Raw genomic sequence first — 17,482 nt, forward strand, 5'->3', positions numbered from 1 at the left:
GCCAGCCCCTCTCAGAAAATATCCGGCTCACCCGCCGCTTGGCCAAAGGCCGCGGTGAGGTAGTCAAAGTCGCAGCCCTGATCGGCCTGCCCCACATGGCGCTGGAACATATAGCCCCAACCCCGCTCGAACCGCGGCTTGGGCGCTTGCCACGCGGCGCGGCGGGCGGCGAGTTCATCCTCATCCACCAGCATGTCGAGGGTCCGCGCCTCAAGGTCCATGCGCACGATGTCGCCCGTCTTCAGCAGCGCCAGCGGCCCACCCACGAAAGACTCCGGCGCGACATGCAGGATGCAAGCGCCGTAAGAGGTGCCCGACATCCGCGCGTCCGAGATCCGCAGCATGTCGCGGTGGCCCTGTTTCAGCAGCGCCTTGGGCATCGGCAACATGCCCCATTCCGGCATCCCCGGCCCGCCCTGCGGGCCCGCGTTGCGCAGCACCAGCACATGGTCGGGCGTCACATCGAGGTTTTCGTCATCAATCGCGGCCTTCATCTCAGGGTAGCTGTCAAAGACCAGCGCCGGGCCTTCGTGGCGGTGGAACTTCGGATCGCAGGCCGCCGGTTTGATCACCGCGCCATTGGGGCAAAGGTTGCCCTTGAGTACGGCCAGCGAGCCTTCCTTATAGACCGGGTTCGACAGGGGCCGGATCACGTCGTCATTATAGACAGGCGCGCCCGCAATCCCTTCCTCCAAGGGTTTGCCGGTGCAGGTGATGGCTGAGCGGTCGAGCTTGTCGCCCAGTTGATCCATCAGCGCCCGCAGCCCGCCTGCGAAATAAAAATCCTCCATCAGATATTCGCTGCTGCCCAAGGGGCGGATATTGGCGATGAGCGGCGTAGTGCGGCCCAGAGCATCAAGGTCGCTCAACTCCAGCGCCACCCCGGCGCGGCGCGCCATGGCCAAGAGATGCACCACCGCATTGGTCGAACAGCCCGTCGCCATCGCCACCGTGGCCGCGTTTTGCACGGCGGCGGGGGTGATGATCTTGTCCGGCGTCAGGTCCTCCCAAACCATATCGACAATGCGCCGCCCGCAAGAGGCGCTCATCCGTTTGTGCCCCGCATCCGCAGCGGGGATCGAGGTCGCCCCCGGCAGCGTCAGCCCCATCGCCTCCGCAATCGCGGTCATGGTCGAAGCCGTGCCCATGGTCATGCAATGCCCATAAGACCGGGCGATGCCGCCTTCGACGCCGACCCATTCCTCGGCCGAGATCGTGCCCGCGCGGCGCTCATCCCAGAACTTCCACGCATCCGAACCAGAGCCAAGCGCCCGGCCCGCATAATTGCCGCGCAGCATCGGGCCGGCGGGCAAGAAGATGAACGGCACGCCTGCGCTGATCGCGCCCATGGTCAGCCCCGGCGTGGATTTGTCACAGCCACCCATCAGCACCACACCGTCAAGCGGGTGCGAGCGGATCGTCTCTTCGGTCTCCATCGCGATCATATTGCGGTAGAGCATCGAGGTCGGCTTGGTGAAACTCTCGTCGATAGAAATCGTCGGAATCTCTAACCCCAGCCCCCCGGCCTGCGCGATTCCCTTTTTCACATCCTCCGCACGGTCGCGGAAATGAAGGTGGCAGGGGTTCATCTCGGACCAAGTGTTCAGGATACCGATCACCGGGCGGCCTTCCCAATCTTCGGGGCCCAGACCCATCTGCATCATACGCGACCGATGGCCAAAGCTGCGCAGATCGTCGGGGGCAAACCAGCGCGCGCTGCGCAGCTGATCGGCGGTTTTCTTGGTCTCGGTCATGGAATCCTCGCCAGCTAAAACATCATCGCAAAACGGGTGGAAAACACATCTTGCTCCAACTGATATATTACCGTATCACCCCAATTGTCGATACCATTTGAGGGGCGCGTTGCGAAAATGTCGGGAAAAACACTGAAACAAACGCTTCGGCCCGGCAGTCGTCTGTCGGGGTTTTGGCTCTCGCTCTGCTCGCCCACGGTGACGGAGATTGCCGCAGGCAGTGGGATCGATTGGTTGTTGCTGGACATGGAACATGCGCCGAATGACCTAAGCCAGATCACCGATCATCTGCGCGCCGCTACGAGTGCGGCACCCGATGCGCAGATGGTGGTGCGGATGCCCTCATCCGACCAGACCATGACCAAACGGCTGCTGGATATCGGTGTGAAAAACCTGATGTTCCCGATGATCCAAAGCGCCGAAGACGCCCGCCGCGCCGTGGCTTGGACCCGCTACCCCCCCGAAGGGCTGCGCGGTATCTCGGCCACGATCCGCGCTAATAACTACGCGCGGCAAACGGATTACCTGACCACATACACAGACGCACAATGCGTCATCGTGCAGGTCGAAACCCCCGAAGCGGTCGACCAAATTCCCGCCATCGCCGCTGTGCCTGGCGTGGACGCGATCTTTATCGGGCCGGGCGATCTGTCCTCGGCGATGGGCCACACCGGCAACCCGATGCACCCCGATGTCCAAGACAAGATCCGCGAAGCGGTCGATGCCATTCACGCCGCCGGGCTGCCTGCGGGCATCCTTGGTTACGGCGCCGATCTGGCGCGCCGCTACTTTGACAACGGTATCGAATTCGTCGCCATCGCGGGCGACGCCTGGCTGCTCACGCGGCAGATGGATGCGCTGGTCGAAACCATGGCGCAGCCCTCCTCCACTTTGACACAGCAAACCGACAAGGATTGATCATGAGCGCTGACAGCAAGACATTTCACCCCCACGGCAAGCACTTGATCGCAGGCGAATGGGTCGACGGCGGGGAAACCTTCGCCAATTCCCCCGCCAACGGCGAAAGCGACCAATTCCAAAGCGGCACCCCCGCCCATGTAAACCAAGCCTGTGAAGCCGCCGAAGACGCCTTTTGGTCCTACGCCTATTCCAGCCGCGAGAGCCGCGCCAATTTCCTTGATGCCATCGCAGATGAGATGGAGGCCCGCGCCGAGATCATCACAGAAGTCGGCGCACGGGAATCCGGCCTCCCCACCGCCCGCCTTCAGGGCGAACGGGGTCGGACCACCGGGCAACTCCGCCTCTTTGCTGAACACATTCGCAAAGGCGCGCATCTGGACCGTCGGGCTGACGATGCCCTGCCAGACCGCCAGCCGATGCCCCGCCCCGACATCCGCATGATCCAACGCCCCATCGGCCCGGTTGCGGTATTCGGCGCGTCGAACTTCCCGCTGGCCTTCTCCACCGCGGGCGGCGACACGGCCGCGGCACTGGCGGCGGGCTGCCCGGTCGTTGTGAAAGGCCACTCCGCTCATCCCGGCACCGGAGAGATCGTGGCCGAAGCGATCCACGCCGCGATCCAGAAATGCAGCGTCCACCCCGGTGTCTTTTCCCTCATCCATGCCAACAGCCGTGAGGTGGGCCAGACGCTGGTGCAGCATCCGCTGATCAAAGCCGTCGGCTTCACCGGCTCCCTCGGTGGGGGCCGCGCACTGTTCGATCTCTGCGCGCAACGCCCCGAACCGATCCCGTTTTTCGGCGAGTTGGGCTCGGTCAACCCGATGTTCGTTCTGGCCGAGGCCACCCGAAACCGCGGCGCGGAAATCGGCGCAGGATGGGCCGGGTCTCTGACCATGGGCGCGGGGCAGTTCTGCACCAATCCCGGCATCGCGGTCGTGGCCAAGGGGGCCGAAGGTGACGCATTCGTCGCGGCCGCGAAAGAGGCGCTGGAACAGGTCGGCCCGCAGGTTATGCTGACCGACGGCATCGCCAAAGCCTACCGCGATGGCAAGGAACGTTTCACCGGCCGCAACGCCGTGCGCGCGCTGGTGAGCAATGACAGCGAAGGCCGCAGTGCCCAGCCGAACCTCTTTGAAACCGACGCCGAGACCTACCTGCAAGACCACGCCCTTGGGGAAGAGGTTTTCGGCCCCTTGGGTCTGGTGCTGCGGGTGTCCTCGGGCGATGAGATGCAAGAACTGGCCAAGGGTTTTGAGGGTCAATTGACTGCGACAATCCAGATGGACGACGGCGACACCGAAGCCGCCAAGGCGCTGATGCCGATCCTTGAACGCAAGGCGGGCCGGGTGCTGGTGAACGGTTTCCCCACGGGGGTCGAGGTGTGTGACGCCATGGTGCATGGCGGCCCCTACCCGGCCTCCACCAACTTTGGCGCGACCTCCGTCGGCACCATGGCGATCCGCCGCTTCCTGCGACCGGTCTCCTACCAGAACCTGCCCGATGCCTTGCTGCCCGAAGACCTGCGCGGGGCATCGGCATGAGCGGAGATCTGATCGGCCCCGTCGCCGTGCTCGACGCGATGCCGGAGGATCTGCAGAACAAAGTGCGCGGCTATGCCGAAGGGCTCGACCTACGCTTTGCGGCGTCCTATTCCGAAGAGGATTTCGCCCAGACGGTGAAGGGCGCAGCCTATATCGTTCCGCGCGGGCGCGGCCTTCCGGCGCCGGTGCTGCGGGGCGCGGATAGCGTGCGCCTCGTCCATCAATGGGGCACCGGGTATGACAAGATCCCGGTTGATCTGGCCAAGGAAATGGGCGTGACCGTGGCACGCAGCCCCGGCGTTAACGCCCCCACCATCGCGGACCTGACCATCGGCATGATGATCGCCGCCCTGCGCCGCATCCCGCTGCATTACAACAACACCCGCGCGGGCAAGTGGATCGTGCCGGAGATCGTCCCCGGCGCGCGGGACCTTAGCAGTCAAAAGGTCGGGCTGATCGGCTTTGGTGCCATCGGGCAACTCGTGGCGAAGCGGTTGACCGGCTTTGACTGCGAGGTGCTCTATTACCGTCGTTCGGGGCAGGCCGAGAGCACCAGCGCGCGCTATGCCGAGCGCGACGAAATTCTTGAGACCTGCGATATCGTCAGCCTGCACATGCCGCTGACGGAGGCGTCGCACCACACCATCGGCGCGGAGGAACTGGCGCGGATGAAATCGGATGCACTTTTGGTGAACACCGGGCGCGGCGGGCTGATCGACGAAGCGGCCCTAATCGACACGCTGACCCACAAACGTATCGCCGGGGCTGCCTTGGATGTCTTCACCGAAGAACCCGTTGAGCCGGACAACCCTCTTCTACGCCTCGATAACGTCCTGCCCCTGCCGCATATCGGCGGCCACAGCGAGGATAACCTCAAACGCATGGTTGGCCATTGGACCAGCAACATCCGCGCTTTCCACGAAGGGCGCGGGATCGACGAAAGCTGCCTCGTGACCTGAAGGCTGCCCCCGGCCTGACCACTCAAGCCGGGGCGCTGCTTAAACTTCGAGCGGCACGGGCATCAGGATCTTATTGGTCTGACTCACCAAATACCCCGCCTCGGCGCTTTTCTTGAGATAGGCCTGCCACTCAGGATCTGCCGCCATCTGCGCTCGGCGCGCAGCACGATCGGCGGCATCTTTATAGCTCCAGATATGCACGAAGGAATTCACATCCCCCGTCTCGACCTGCGCATAGATCACAGGCTCCCCAAGGATGCGTCTCTGCGCGGGAAATCCGAACTCAGCATAGAGCGCGAGGTGCTTTTTGATCGTGCCGGGGCGGCAGCAATAGGTGCGGTGGTCGTAGATCATGGGGTGGTCTTTCTGCTTGCTTGGGTCATGCGATACCGGCGTGGTCGGTGATCCGGGCCCGCGCCTGCAAAAGGTGATAGGCCATCGACACGCCCGCGACTTCGCTGTCGCCCGCGCGGATCGCTTCGAGGATTTGCCGGTGCTCGCTGATCACCACGTCGATCCGGGCTTGGGAGCCTTGGCGCGTCAGCTTTTGTGCCACATCGATCCCCTGTTCGATCGATCCGCGGGCGCAGTCGAGCATTTGCACGAAAACCTCATTGCCTGACGCCGCCGCGATGGCGCGGTGGAATTGGTAATCGGCGTCAAAAGACGGATCGCGCGCCTGCATGGATGCCTCCAGCGCCTGCAAGGCTGCCTCAATCCGGGCGATATCCTTGGGGCTGGCACGCTGCGCGGCCATGTGGGCGGTGGCCTTTTCAATTGTGATCCGCGCCTCCACCGCGCGCATCAGCCCGGCGACGGATCCCGCCGTGGCGTATTCGATCAGCTTTTCCGAAGGCCGCCGCCGCACGAAAGTGCCCACGCCGCGCCGTGCCTCGACCAGCCCGTCCTCTTGCAACTTACGCAGCGCCTCACGCACCACGGGGCGGGACACGCCGAAGGCCGTGGCGATCTGGTTTTCCGACGGCAGCTTTTCGCCTTGGGCGAGTTTGTTCGACACGATCTGTTCAAGCACCTGCCCGTAAAGCTGGTCGGCCAAGGTCTGCCGTTTCTTGATCTTCAGTTTCGGTGTTGTCACCGGCTACCCTCCCGCCGCGGCGCGGCGCATCATATTGGCCAGCCGCAAGGCCGAAGTCGCAGCCCCATAGCCGTTGTCGATGTTCACCACCGTCACCCCCGGCGCACAGCTGGCGAGTATCGAATCGAGCGCGACCCTCCCGCCGCGGGCCACACCATAGCCCACGGAGGTCGGCACACCAATCACCACCCCCGGCACAAGCCCGGCGACGACCGACGGCAGGGCCGCGTCCATCCCGGCAAAGACAATCACGACATCCATTTCACGCAGCATTTCTTCCCGCGCGAGCAGCCGCCACAGCCCGGCCACGCCTACATCCGACACTTCGGTCGCGTCCATCCCGCCATAGGCCAGCGTGCGCCGCGCTTCGGCCATAGGCGCGTAGTCAGACGTGCCCGCGCTGACGAGGGCGATGCGGGGATCGCGGGCCAAAGGCCCGATCTCTCCCAAAATGGCCGTGCGTGACGCGGTGCAGTAATCGACCGATTGGACCAGCTCTGCAGGCAAGCCGTCAAACTGTTCTGCCGTCAGGCGGGTCAGCAAAAGCCTACGGTCCTCCGCTGCCGCATCGCCGATGATCGCAGCAATCTGCGCCACCGCTTTATGCTCGCAAAGCACGGCCTCTTCGATGCCGATACGCCCGCCGCGGCCTCGGTCAAAGGTCACGTCTGGATGCCCGTCGGGGCCTTTCTCATTGATGGACAAATGCACTTCCTCTTGAATAGGCCCGCAGATCTACCGCGCGCCCGTCATCCGTGGCCCGCCGGACCTGCGCTATGATAGACCTGCGCTTTTGCGCGGAAAGGTCTTCATAAACACGCGGATCAAGCTCCACCACCCAGCCCCCGCGCAGGAGGCGGCAGCGCAGGGTGATATTGCCCAACATTGCGCGCAGCAAGGTTTCGACCCGGTCGATCACCGCCAAGTCCACAAGTTCTACCCGCAGGCCGGTCTCGATCCGGCTGGCCAAACAGGGGGCCGCGGGCAGTTCCGCCAGATCCCCCAGCCCGAGCGCGCGGGCCAAGGCGCGCACATCGGCTTTTGACATCCGCGCATCGACGAACGGGTGCAGCACGCCATGCTCTGCCGCCGCCTGTAAACCGGGGCGGTAGTCTGACAGATCGTCGGTATTGGTGCCCGCCGCCACCAACGGCCCCATGCGCGCCAGAGTGCCATAGAGGTTCGACTTGCAAAAATAGCAGCGGTTCACCGGGTTGGCGCGGTAAGACGGATCGGCGAATTCGCCCGCCTCCACCAGTTTCAGCGACAGCCCCCAAGCGGCTGCAAAGTCTTTCACCCGCGCTGTCGCCGCCGAGGGGACCGCGGCCGAAACTGCGTGGCAAAGCGTAACCCCCTTTGCCCCCCGCACATTGGCTGCGGCGGCAGAGAGGGTCAGGCTGTCGATCCCCCCGCTCAATGCGATGGTCAGCGATGCGGGTCGCGCGAGGGCGGCATGGAGGGCGGCAGGAATGGTCACTCCGCCAGCCCGTCCTCGGTCTTGAGCTGCGCCAAGAGACGCCCGCTCGACATTTGAAGGTGGTCGCGCATCCGTTGGCGCGCCCGTTCAGCATCCCCCTGAGCGATGGAGGCCGCAATGTCAAAGTGTTCCTGTATCGCATCCCGGCTTTCGCCCCCGCGTTTCAATGCCTGCAAACGCCCAGCCAGCATCGTCTCGCGCAGGCTGGCGACGAGGTAGTTGAAAAGGCTGAGGTAATAGCTGTTCTCGGTCGCTTCGCAGACCGCGCGGTGAAAACCAAGGTCAGCACTGACCCCCGCCGCGACCGCCGGGCCGCCAATCTTGTTGCTTTGATCATAGGCGGCGGCGGCGCGCTGTATTTCTTCGCGTGCTTCGGGCGTGGCGCGGGCGGCCGCGATGGCGGCAGCTTCGATCTCAAGCCCCATGCGCAATTCTAGGATCTGCTCCAGTTTGCGCTGGCTTTCCATATCGCGCTCAGGAATTGCGAAACCCTGCCGGGGCCGGTCGCTAGCCACGAAAGCCCCACGCCCCTGACGGCTCGACAGCATGCCCTCCGCCTTCAGGCGCGAAACCGCCTCACGGATCACCGTGCGACTGACGTCAAAATCACTCGCCAATGCGGTTTCGGAGGGCAATACATCCCCCACACTCCACACGCCATTGACGACGTTGTGGCGCAGGACTTCGGTCACCTGATCGCTCAGCGTGGCTCCATCAACGAGGGGCGCAGTCGCCTGAAGATTTCCAGTCATGTTTGCACCTTCCTTTCGCCGATTGGAGCACCTGTATGACAAGCTGTCAATAACGAGGAGATAGAGCCGTTTAAGGTATTACAAGCAGAATACAACATTACAAGTAAGAGGAAATCCCCCTAAATTTGTATTTTTAATTGACAGGCTGACGATTCCCCCTCAGTCTGCGGACCTACGGCAAGAGGGTGTCAGGGGGGAGCCCGGAACCCATCCAGTTACTGCCGATACACAGTTAAAACTCGGGAGGAGTTTCTATGTCACCAATCTTCAAATCGATGCGTCGCACTACGGCGGCCACCATCCTTTTTGCTGTCGCAGGCGTTGCGGCACATGCGCAGAGCTTTGTCATGGCGACCGGTCAGCAGGGCGGTTCTTGGTATCCTGTGGGCGGCGCGATCAAGGCGATTGTTGAGCGTGAGAACCCCGGCATGGACATTACCGTCACGCCGGGCGCGGGCGTATCGAACGTTGTTGGCGTGGACGCGGGCCGCTTTGGCATCGCTTTCGCGAACTCGATCTCGACCGTGGACAGCCTTTCGGGCAAAGAGCCTTTCCGCAAGGCGACGACCAATGTCTGCAACCTTGGTATTCTGTATCCGCAGTATTTCCAGATCGTCGCGCTCGAAGATTCCGGCATCAAGACTGTCGCTGATATGAAGGGCAAGCGCCTGACCACACAGCAGCTTGGCAACACCGGCGAGTTCCTGACGCGTGAGTTGCTGTCGACCGCCGATATGACTTTTGATGACCTCGACAGCGTGGCGAACACCTCCTATTCCGACTCCGCTTCGCAGATGAAAGATGGTCAGGCCGACTTTTTCACACTGGGCTCGTCCCTGCCAACCGGCTCGGTTATGGATCTGGCATCCTCGCGCAAAATCCGCCTGATCGACGTGGATGAAGAAACCTTCGCCTACTTCAAAGACCAAAACGCTGCCTTCCAACGTCGTGAAGTCAAAGCGGGCGCTTACCCCGGTTTTGATGAGACCGTGCACGCGATCAGCTATGACACCCATATGGTCGCGCCCTGTGACTATGACGGTGAAATCATCAAATCCGTGCTTGGCGCAATTGCCGACAACAACGACAGCTTTGCCGCAATCAGCAAGTCAATGGCAAACCTGACAGTTGAGGAAATGGCCACCGACATCGGCGTGCCCTTCCACCCCGCCGCGAAAGAGTTCTACGCAGAGCGCGGTGTCTCGGGGATGTAATTCCCTTCCGACACGAAACGGGTCGGCCGGAGCCAGGCGCTTCGCCCGGCCCACATACATAAGGTCCCTGCGCCCCACGCGTTCCGCGCGCTGACGCAAGAAGGCCGCCTTCCACTCTAGACGCGAGAACCCCCATGCAACTGTCGATCCTTCTGGACAAGATGCCCCTGATTACCCGTATAGCAAGGCTGATCCTGATCGGCATGGCTGCCTGGCATCTCTACGTCGCCTTCGTTGGCCCGCCTAACCCCTATATTATGCGCGGCGTACACGTCGCTCTGGCGCTTCTGCTGATTTTCTTGACGGTGAACCGCAAGGGTCTGCGAAATGATGTGCCCAGTTGGTATGATGTGGTCATCGGGCTTATCGCGGCGGGTGCTGCGCTCTATCCTTCGTTCAACCTTAATTACATCACGCAGCGGTTTCTCTACGTCGATCCGCTGATGCCGATGGATATCGTGGTGGGGATCACACTTGTGGTTCTGCTGCTTGAGGCCACGCGCCGGATGCTCGGGCCGATGCTGCCCATCACCGCCCTGCTGTTTCTCGGCTACGGTCTGGCTTTCACCTCCACCCTACCGTCGGTGATCCTTGAGCAGTTGTTCATGACACCCGAAGGCATCTTCGGCATCCCGATCGCGGTTTCGGCAACCTATATGGTGCTCTTTATCCTCTTTGGCTCATTGGTCGAACGGATGGGCGTCGGCCAACTCTTCATGGACTTCGCCGTAGCACTTACTGGGCGCCAGGTGGGCGGCCCGGCCAAAGTGGCCTGTGTGACCTCCGGCCTCTTCGGCTCTGTTTCCGGCTCTGCCGTGGCAAACGTGATGACGACCGGCACCTTCTCTATCCCGCTCATGAAACGCATGGGGTTCAAACCCGCCTTCGCGGGCGCGGTTGAGGCCGTGGCCTCGACAGGCGGTCAGATCATGCCGCCCGTTATGGGGGCTGCGGCCTTTGTCATGGCCGAATACCTCGGCGTAGGCTACCTGACGGTCGCGAAATATGCGCTGGCACCCGCGGTTCTGTTCTATGTCGCGCTCTTCGCGGCGGTCCATTTTGAAGCCAAGCGCAAGGGCATCGGCTCGGTCCCGAAAGAGGATCAAGTGCCGCTGAAAACCGTACTTCTTGAGCGTGGCCACCTGTTCTTGCCGCTGGCGATTATCGTGGGTGTGCTGATGATGGGCTACTCAGCGCCCTATGCAGCGCTTTGCGGGATCATCTCGGTTGTGCCGGTTGCGGCCCTGCGCAAGACGACCCGGCATTACGTCACCGTCGACAACATCCTCGAAGCGCTTGAGGGCGGCGCGCGTAACGTGCTGGCGATTGCCGCGGCCTGTGCCTGTGCGGGCATTGTGGTCGGCGTGATCGACATCACCGGCCTTGGCCTGACCTTCTCGAACTTTGTGATCGAAGCGGCCCAAGACACGCTGGTCATCGCGCTGTTCCTGTCGATGATTGCGGGCATCATCCTTGGTATGGGGATGCCGACAACACCCGCCTATATCGTGCAGGTCGCCCTGCTGGTTCCGGCGCTGGTGAAACTGGGCGTTCAGGTCGAAGCGGCGCACCTCTTTGTGTTCTACTTCGCCATCCTGTCGGCCATCACACCCCCCGTCGCCATGGCGGTCTATGCGGCCAACACCCTGTCGCATGCCAAGATTGTCGAGGCCAGTTGGGCTGCGGTGAAACTCGGTGCCACCGGCTTTATCGTGCCCTTCATGTTCGTCTATGAACCGGCGATCCTAATGCAGGGTTCGGTCACGCAGATCACGCTGGTCCTGTTGCAAGCCACCATTGGCGTCATCCTGCTGGCCGCCGCCTTGCAGCGCTACTACTTTGGCAGACTGTCTAATGTGCTGTCGGTGGTGCTGTTCGGGGCGTCGCTGCTGCTGATCTACCCCGATCTGCGGCTCACCGCGTCGGGGTTGGTCATCGCGGGCGTTATCCTGGCCTTCCAAAAGGCCAGGAACCCCAGCCCGAAAAACCAAGCGGCCACAAATACTTAAATTTTAGATCGAACGAAACGGAGCCTTCTCCATGCTGCAAAAAACTTCCCTCAAGGCGCGGACCGGCGGACAGGTCCTTGTGGATCAACTGCTGATCCACGGTGCAGACACCGGCTATTGCGTGCCCGGCGAAAGCTACCTTGAGGTGCTGGATGCGCTGCATGACGTGCAGGACCGCTTCACCCTCATCAACGCGCGGCACGAAGCCGGGGCCGCCAATATGGCCGAGACCTATGGCAAGCTGACCGGCACCCCCGGCATCTGCATGGTCACCCGCGGCCCCGGAGCCTGCCACGCGGCGATCGGCGTGCATATCGCGCAACAAGACAGCACGCCGATGATCCTGCTCGTGGGCCAGATCGCCCGCGACACCACCGACCGCGAAGCGTTTCAAGAAGTCGACTACCGCGCCATGTTCGGCCCCATCGCGAAATGGGCCACGCAGATCGACGACCCGGCGCGGGTGCCGGAATATATGGCCCGCGCCTTTCGCGTGGCAACCTCGGGCCGCCCCGGCCCGGTGGTGATCTCCCTGCCCGAGGACATGCTGACCGAGGTGGTTTCCGTGGCCGATGCCCGGCCCTATACGGCCACCCATGCGGGACTGTCGCCCGATAGCCTCGACATGCTCAAGACCGAGATCGCGCAGGCCGAACGGCCCCTGCTGCTGCTCGGCGGCTCTGGCTGGTCGGATGAGAGTGCCGCGGCCATCACGCGCTTTGCCGAGGCCAACAAGATCCCCGTCACCACGTCCTTCCGGCGGCAAGACATCGTGAACAACCTCTCGCCTGTCTATGCAGGCGATTTCGGCACCTCCACCGCGCCCAGCCTCTACGCGCATCAACGCGACGCGGATCTGCTCGTGGTGATCGGCGCGCGTTTGGGGGAGATGACGACCAAGACCTACACCACCATGCAATCGCCCAACCCCGACACGCGGCTGGTGCATCTTTATCCCGACGCGGATGAGATCGGGAGAGTCTATTCGCCAGATCTGGGCATTGCCGCAGCACCCGTTTCAGTCGCTGCCGCCTTGGACGGTGTCGATCTAGGCCGAGCAGACACATGGAACGATTGGTGCGAGAAACTTCACGCCGATTATCTGACGGACACCGAAGCGCCCAATGGCGGGGAATGGGACCTCGACATGGGGGTGGCCCTTGCGCAACTGCGCGATGAGCTGCCCGACGACGTGGTGGTCACGCTCGACGCGGGCAACCACACCGGCTGGGCGCAGCGGTTCCTGCGCTTTGGCCGCCCAGGCCGGATCGTCGGCTCGACCTGTGGCGCGATGGGCTATTCCGTGCCCGCCGCTGTCGCAGCCTCGATCGCGGAGCCGGAGCGTCTGACGCTCTCCTTCGTCGGCGATGGTGGCTTTATGATGAGCGGCAATGAATTGGCCACCGCCGCGCAATATGGCGGGCGGCCCATTGTTCTGCTGTTCAACAACGGTATCTACGGCACCATCCGCATGCACCAAGAACGCGACCACCCCGAACGGATCTCGGGCACTACGCTGCAGAACCAAGATTTCGTCAAGATGGCCGAGGGGCTGGGCGCTTACGCTGAACGGGTGACCAAGACGGAAGATTTCGCCGCCGCCTTCACCCGCGCCCGCGAAAGTGGCCGCCCGGCGCTGATCGAATTGGTGACCGACCCTGAGCAGATCTCGACCCGCACCACGATCAGCAAGCTGCGCGCGGCGGCCCAGAATAAAGTCGACGCCGACCAGCGCTAAAGGATGACCCAGATGACCACTCTCACCGCGCCGCGCCGCGCGCCCGAAACCGACGGGCAAGACCATAGCGCCCTGCTCGACGATCTGTGCCAAGCCATCGGCGCCGCCCATGTCGTGACCGACGCCAAGGATTTCGACGCGCGGCTGATCGAAGATCGCGGGCTCCGGCGCGGCACGGCGCTGGCCCTCATCCGCCCCGGCTCCACCGAGGAGGTCGCCGCCTGCATGCGCCTGTGCCATACAGCCAAGGTGCCGGTCACACCGCAGGGCGGCAACACCGGCCTTGCGGGGGGCGGCGTGCCGGACGGCGGTATCATCCTCACGACTGGACGGCTGAACCGTATCCGCGCGGTCGATCCGACCAATGCAACGATGACGGTTGAGGCGGGCTGCATCCTCGCCAATATCCAAGCGGCGGCGGATGAGGTCGACGCGCTCTTCCCGCTCTCGCTTGCCTCCGAAGGCTCCTGCCAGATCGGCGGCAACCTTTCGACCAACGCGGGCGGGACGGCGGTGCTGCGCTATGGCAATACCCGCGATCTGGTGCTCGGGATCGAAGCAGTGTTGCCCGATGGCCGGGTGCTGAATGATCTGAACGGCCTGCGGAAAAACAACACTGGCTTTGACCTCAAACACCTCTTTATCGGCGCCGAAGGCACGCTTGGCATCATCACGGCGGCGGTGATCAAGCTCTTTCCCAAACCCACCGCCCGTGCCACCGCGCTGGTGGCCTGCACCGGTCCCGAGCCCGCGCTGGCGCTTTATGCGCGGATGCGCGGCCAGACCGCCGACACGCTTTCGACATTCGAGTATATCGACCGGCTGGGCCTGCAAATGGTGATCGACCACGCGCCCGGCTGTAGCGATCCAATGGCCGAGGCGCATCCCGCCTATTGCCTGATCGAACTCACCGGCAATGGCGGGCAGACAGACTTCGACGCCCGGCTGGAAGCCGCATTGGAAGCGGCTTTCGAGGCAGAAGAGATCATCGACGCCGTGATCGGTGCATCGGAAGCGCAAAAAGACGCGCTTTGGGCGCTGCGAGAGAACCTGTCAGAGGCGCAGAAACCCGAAGGCGCGTCGATCAAACATGACGTTTCCGTCCCGGTGTCCCGCGTGGCGGATTTCATCCGCGAGGCGACCCAAGCCTGCATGGACCACATGCCCGGCCTGCGGCCCTGCCCCTTTGGCCATTTTGGCGACGGCAACCTGCATTTCAACCTGTCGCGTCCGGTGGATATGGCGGATGCGACGTTCCTTGCCGAATACGGTGCCTTCAACCGGATCGTGCATGATATCGTGCACCAGATGGGCGGCTCATTCTCAGCCGAGCATGGCATTGGCACCTTCAAACGGGCCGAGCTGCGCCGCTACAAGGACCCGGTCGCGCTGGAGTTGATGGAGCAGATCAAAGCCGCCCTCGACCCGGGCCATTTGATGAACCCTGGCAAGGTGCTTTGACAGCTTAACCGCGCCCCGCGAAGGGCATTTTGGTGGCCATCACGGTGACGAACATGGCGTTGGAGTCGAGCGACAGCTTCGCCATGTATGACAGCGTTTCGGCCACGTCGTTCACATCCATGCGCGGCTCTGACATGCGGGTGCCGTTGGGCTGCAGGATGCCATCCGCCATCCGCTCGGTCATCTCGCTCGCCGCATTGCCGATGTCGATCTGTCCGCAGGCGATGTCATGCGCCCGCCCGTCGAGCGACAGCGCACGGGTCAACCCGGTGATCGCATGTTTCGTCGCCGTATAGGGCACCGAGAGGGGGCGCGGCACATGGGCGCTGATCGAGCCGTTGTTGATGATCCGCCCGCCTTTCGGGCTTTGGCGTTTCATCAAGGCGAAGGCCGCGCGGGCGCAGAGGAAAGAGCCGGTCAGATTGGTCGCGACGATGTCGTTCCACTCCGCGACGCTCAAGCCGTCCACCTCAACCGCCGGACCATTGCGCCCGGCATTGTTGAACAGCAAGTCCAGCCGGCCAAAGGTCGTCTCTACCCGGTCGAAAAGCGCGTCGACCTCCGCCTCGACGCCCACATCGGCAGCCACGGCGATATGCCCCTGCCCATCGAGCGTCGCGCAGGCCGCATCTATCTTATCCTGCCGCCGCCCCGTCAGAACGAGAGTGAAACCGTCCTTCGCCAAACGCTGCGCACAGGCAAGGCCCACCCCGCTTCCGGCCCCTGTTATCAGAGCAATCTTTTGATCCATCCTACTATCCCATTCCTTTCTTTTGCCCTTCGGGCCCTTGAGGAAAACCTAATATATAAGACTACGCGGGGATAGGATTTTTCACCATTGCCCAATCTTTATCAGACCGCGCCTCACATTCGCGTGAGCACACTAGACGACCGGTCTATTATTTCATAGATGCCCCTCATGACAGAGGCAAAGAAATCAGATCAGACGCGGCAACGCATTTTAGACAGCGGACGTAGCCTCGTGCTGCGGCACGGGTTCTCTGGCGTTGGCCTGTCGCGCATTCTGAGCGAAAGCGGCGTGCCCAAGGGCTCGTTCTACTACTACTTCGCGTCGAAAGAGGCTTTTGGCACCGCGATGTTGGCCGACTACGTCGAGGCCTATCTCGCCCGTGTCGATGCGCTGATTGCAGCCCCGGGAACGGCGGGCGACAAGCTCGACAGTTTCTGGGATGCATGGCTCAGCCAATCCAGCGCCCCGGGGATCGCCAGCGCTTGTTTGGTGGTGAAACTCGGATCCGAGGTCGCCGACCTGTCGGAGACGATGCGCGAAACGCTGGATAAGGGTGTCGATGCGCTGGTCGCCCGGATTGCCCAACTGCTGCGTCAAGGCGCAGAGGATGGGACCGTTCGTGCGCTCGAAGCGCCTGAGACCACCGCCCGCATGCTTTATGCCAAATGGCTCGGCGCTGCGGTGCTGGCCAAACTGGCACGCAGCGATGCGCCGCTGCGCATGGCGCGCGCTGAAACCTCTGCTCAACTCTCCCCCACCGGGGACCAATTCCCAACCTGAAAGGAAACAGCATGTTCGCTGCCATCCACGACACCTTCGGCGAGCCCGCCGAGGTTCTGACCACCCGCGAAACCGACAAGCCCGCGCCTGCTGCGGGTGAGGCGCTGCTGCGCATGGTGCTGTCGCCCATCCACAACCACGACCTTTGGACCGTGCGCGGCAACTATGGCTACAAGCCCGAACTGCCCGGCGCCATCGGCGGCTCCGAAGCGCTTGGCATCGTCGAGGCTGTGGGCGAAGGCGTTGACGAAGCACTGATCGGCAAGCGGGTCACCGCGGCCGGGTTCCACGGCGCATGGGCCGAGTATTTCACCGCCCCCGCCGCGGGCCTGCTGCCCCTGCCCGAGGCGATCTCGGACGAGGCCGGTGCGCAGTTGATCGCTATGCCCTTCAGCGCCCTGTCCCTGTTGGAAACCCTCAAGGTCGGCGAAGGCGATTGGCTGATCCAAACCGCCGCCAATGGCGCGGTCGGCAAGATCATGGTCGGTCTGGCCAAGGCACGCGGCGTCAACCTGCTGAACCTCGTTCGCCGCGAAGGCGCCGCCGAGGAACTGCGCGAGACGGGCGCGGAAAACGTTCTCTCCACCGATGATGCGGATTGGCAAAGCAAAGCGCGCGAGCTGATCGGCAAAGAGGGCGCGGTTTCGGCCATCGACTCGGTCGGCGGCGAATTGGGCGGCCAACTTGTCGAGCTTCTGGGCAAAGATGGTGAATTGATCGTCTTCGGTACGGCGACCGGCCAGCCCCTCACCATGTCTTCGGGCGAACTGATTATGAAACACATCACCGTCAAAGGCTTCTGGGGCTCGCGCGTTAGCGGCGATATGCCACCTGAAACTCGTGTGCGTCTGATCGGTGAGCTGGTGCAACTGGCGGCCAAGGGCCAGCTTCCGCTCGACACTGGCGGCATCTACCCGTTGGCAGAGGTAACCGAAGCAATGAATGCAGCGCTAACCACTGGCCGTGGTGGCAAGGTTATGTTGCGCCCATAATTGGCATCTGACTCTTGGCGGCGGCCCTGCGGATTGG

16 protein-coding genes are annotated in these 17,482 nt (G+C 62.9%); 9 read left to right on the plus strand and 7 right to left on the minus strand.

From position 1 onward, the window contains the following. Nucleotides 1–11: 11 nt before the first annotated feature. Nucleotides 12–1,754 carry an L-arabinonate dehydratase gene (gene araD, locus BM229_RS16250; protein WP_093928699.1) on the minus strand — a complete coding sequence of 581 codons (1,743 nt, stop codon included), beginning with the start codon at nucleotides 1,752–1,754 and terminating at the stop codon, nucleotides 12–14. Nucleotides 1,755–1,871: 117 nt separating this feature from the next. On the opposite strand from araD, the gene BM229_RS16255 reads away from it, so the two are divergent. From BM229_RS16255 to BM229_RS16265, 3 genes are read left to right on the plus strand one after another with little or no spacing between them, the layout of a single operon-like run. Then, a complete protein-coding gene (locus tag BM229_RS16255; protein WP_093928700.1) occupies nucleotides 1,872–2,672 on the plus strand; it encodes an HpcH/HpaI aldolase family protein in 801 nt (266 codons plus the stop codon). A gap of 2 nt (nucleotides 2,673–2,674) precedes the next feature. Further along, nucleotides 2,675–4,216, plus strand: coding sequence for an aldehyde dehydrogenase (NADP(+)) (locus BM229_RS16260; protein ID WP_093928701.1), 1,542 nt, complete (start codon nucleotides 2,675–2,677; stop codon nucleotides 4,214–4,216). After that, a complete protein-coding gene (locus BM229_RS16265; protein ID WP_093928702.1) occupies nucleotides 4,213–5,175 on the plus strand; it encodes a 2-hydroxyacid dehydrogenase in 963 nt (320 codons plus the stop codon). The genes BM229_RS16260 and BM229_RS16265 overlap by 4 nt, the downstream gene beginning before the upstream one ends. Nucleotides 5,176–5,214: 39 nt before the next feature. On the opposite strand, the gene BM229_RS16270 is transcribed toward BM229_RS16265, so the two are convergent. Genes BM229_RS16270 through BM229_RS16290 form a run of 5 tightly spaced genes read right to left on the minus strand, consistent with a single transcriptional unit; the run spans nucleotide 5,215 to nucleotide 8,500 of the window. Next, a complete protein-coding gene (locus BM229_RS16270) occupies nucleotides 5,215–5,529 on the minus strand; it encodes an NIPSNAP family protein (protein WP_093928703.1) in 315 nt (104 codons plus the stop codon). A gap of 25 nt (nucleotides 5,530–5,554) precedes the next feature. Beyond that, nucleotides 5,555–6,271: a FadR/GntR family transcriptional regulator gene (locus BM229_RS16275; RefSeq protein ID WP_093928704.1), complete on the minus strand. Its 717-nt coding sequence runs from the start codon at nucleotides 6,269–6,271 to the stop codon at nucleotides 5,555–5,557. 3 nt (nucleotides 6,272–6,274) lie between these two features. Next, nucleotides 6,275–6,976, minus strand: coding sequence for a nickel pincer cofactor biosynthesis protein LarB (gene larB / locus BM229_RS16280; RefSeq protein ID WP_208604108.1), 702 nt, complete (start codon nucleotides 6,974–6,976; stop codon nucleotides 6,275–6,277). After that, a complete protein-coding gene (larE, locus tag BM229_RS16285; RefSeq protein ID WP_093928705.1) occupies nucleotides 6,963–7,748 on the minus strand; it encodes an ATP-dependent sacrificial sulfur transferase LarE in 786 nt (261 codons plus the stop codon). The genes larB and larE overlap by 14 nt, the downstream gene beginning before the upstream one ends. Continuing rightward, entirely contained in the window at nucleotides 7,745–8,500 is a 756-nt protein-coding gene (locus BM229_RS16290) for a FadR/GntR family transcriptional regulator (protein WP_093928706.1), read from the minus strand. Before BM229_RS16290 ends, larE begins: the two co-directional genes overlap by 4 nt. A 254-nt stretch (nucleotides 8,501–8,754) precedes the next feature. On the opposite strand from BM229_RS16290, the gene BM229_RS16295 reads away from it, so the two are divergent. The 4 genes from BM229_RS16295 (at nucleotide 8,755) to BM229_RS16310 (ending at nucleotide 14,922) form a co-directional block, all read left to right on the plus strand. Continuing rightward, on the plus strand, nucleotides 8,755–9,714 hold the full coding sequence (locus tag BM229_RS16295) for a TAXI family TRAP transporter solute-binding subunit (RefSeq protein WP_244152246.1): 960 nt from the start codon (nucleotides 8,755–8,757) through the stop codon (nucleotides 9,712–9,714). 134 nt (nucleotides 9,715–9,848) lie between these two features. Beyond that, the gene (locus tag BM229_RS16300) at nucleotides 9,849–11,723 is read left to right on the plus strand and encodes a TRAP transporter permease (protein ID WP_093928707.1); all 1,875 of its coding nucleotides are present in this window, start codon (nucleotides 9,849–9,851) and stop codon (nucleotides 11,721–11,723) included. Nucleotides 11,724–11,754: 31 nt separating this feature from the next. Then, a complete protein-coding gene (locus BM229_RS16305) occupies nucleotides 11,755–13,461 on the plus strand; it encodes a thiamine pyrophosphate-binding protein (RefSeq protein WP_093928708.1) in 1,707 nt (568 codons plus the stop codon). Between the two features lie 12 nt (nucleotides 13,462–13,473). Then, a complete protein-coding gene (locus tag BM229_RS16310) occupies nucleotides 13,474–14,922 on the plus strand; it encodes an FAD-binding oxidoreductase (RefSeq protein WP_093928709.1) in 1,449 nt (482 codons plus the stop codon). A gap of 4 nt (nucleotides 14,923–14,926) precedes the next feature. Here the strand turns inward: BM229_RS16310 and BM229_RS16315 are convergent, their stop codons facing one another. Beyond that, entirely contained in the window at nucleotides 14,927–15,673 is a 747-nt protein-coding gene (locus tag BM229_RS16315; RefSeq protein WP_093928710.1) for an SDR family oxidoreductase, read from the minus strand. Between the two features lie 168 nt (nucleotides 15,674–15,841). Here BM229_RS16315 and BM229_RS16320 point away from each other — a divergent pair, with 168 nt between their 5' ends. Next, nucleotides 15,842–16,453, plus strand: coding sequence for a TetR/AcrR family transcriptional regulator (locus tag BM229_RS16320; RefSeq protein ID WP_093928711.1), 612 nt, complete (start codon nucleotides 15,842–15,844; stop codon nucleotides 16,451–16,453). Nucleotides 16,454–16,464: 11 nt separating this feature from the next. Then, entirely contained in the window at nucleotides 16,465–17,445 is a 981-nt protein-coding gene (locus BM229_RS16325) for a zinc-binding dehydrogenase (RefSeq protein WP_093928712.1), read from the plus strand. Nucleotides 17,446–17,482 lie beyond the last annotated feature (37 nt).

It is taken from the genome of Sulfitobacter dubius, from assembly GCF_900113435.1.
Classification (GTDB): domain Bacteria; phylum Pseudomonadota; class Alphaproteobacteria; order Rhodobacterales; family Rhodobacteraceae; genus Sulfitobacter; species Sulfitobacter dubius.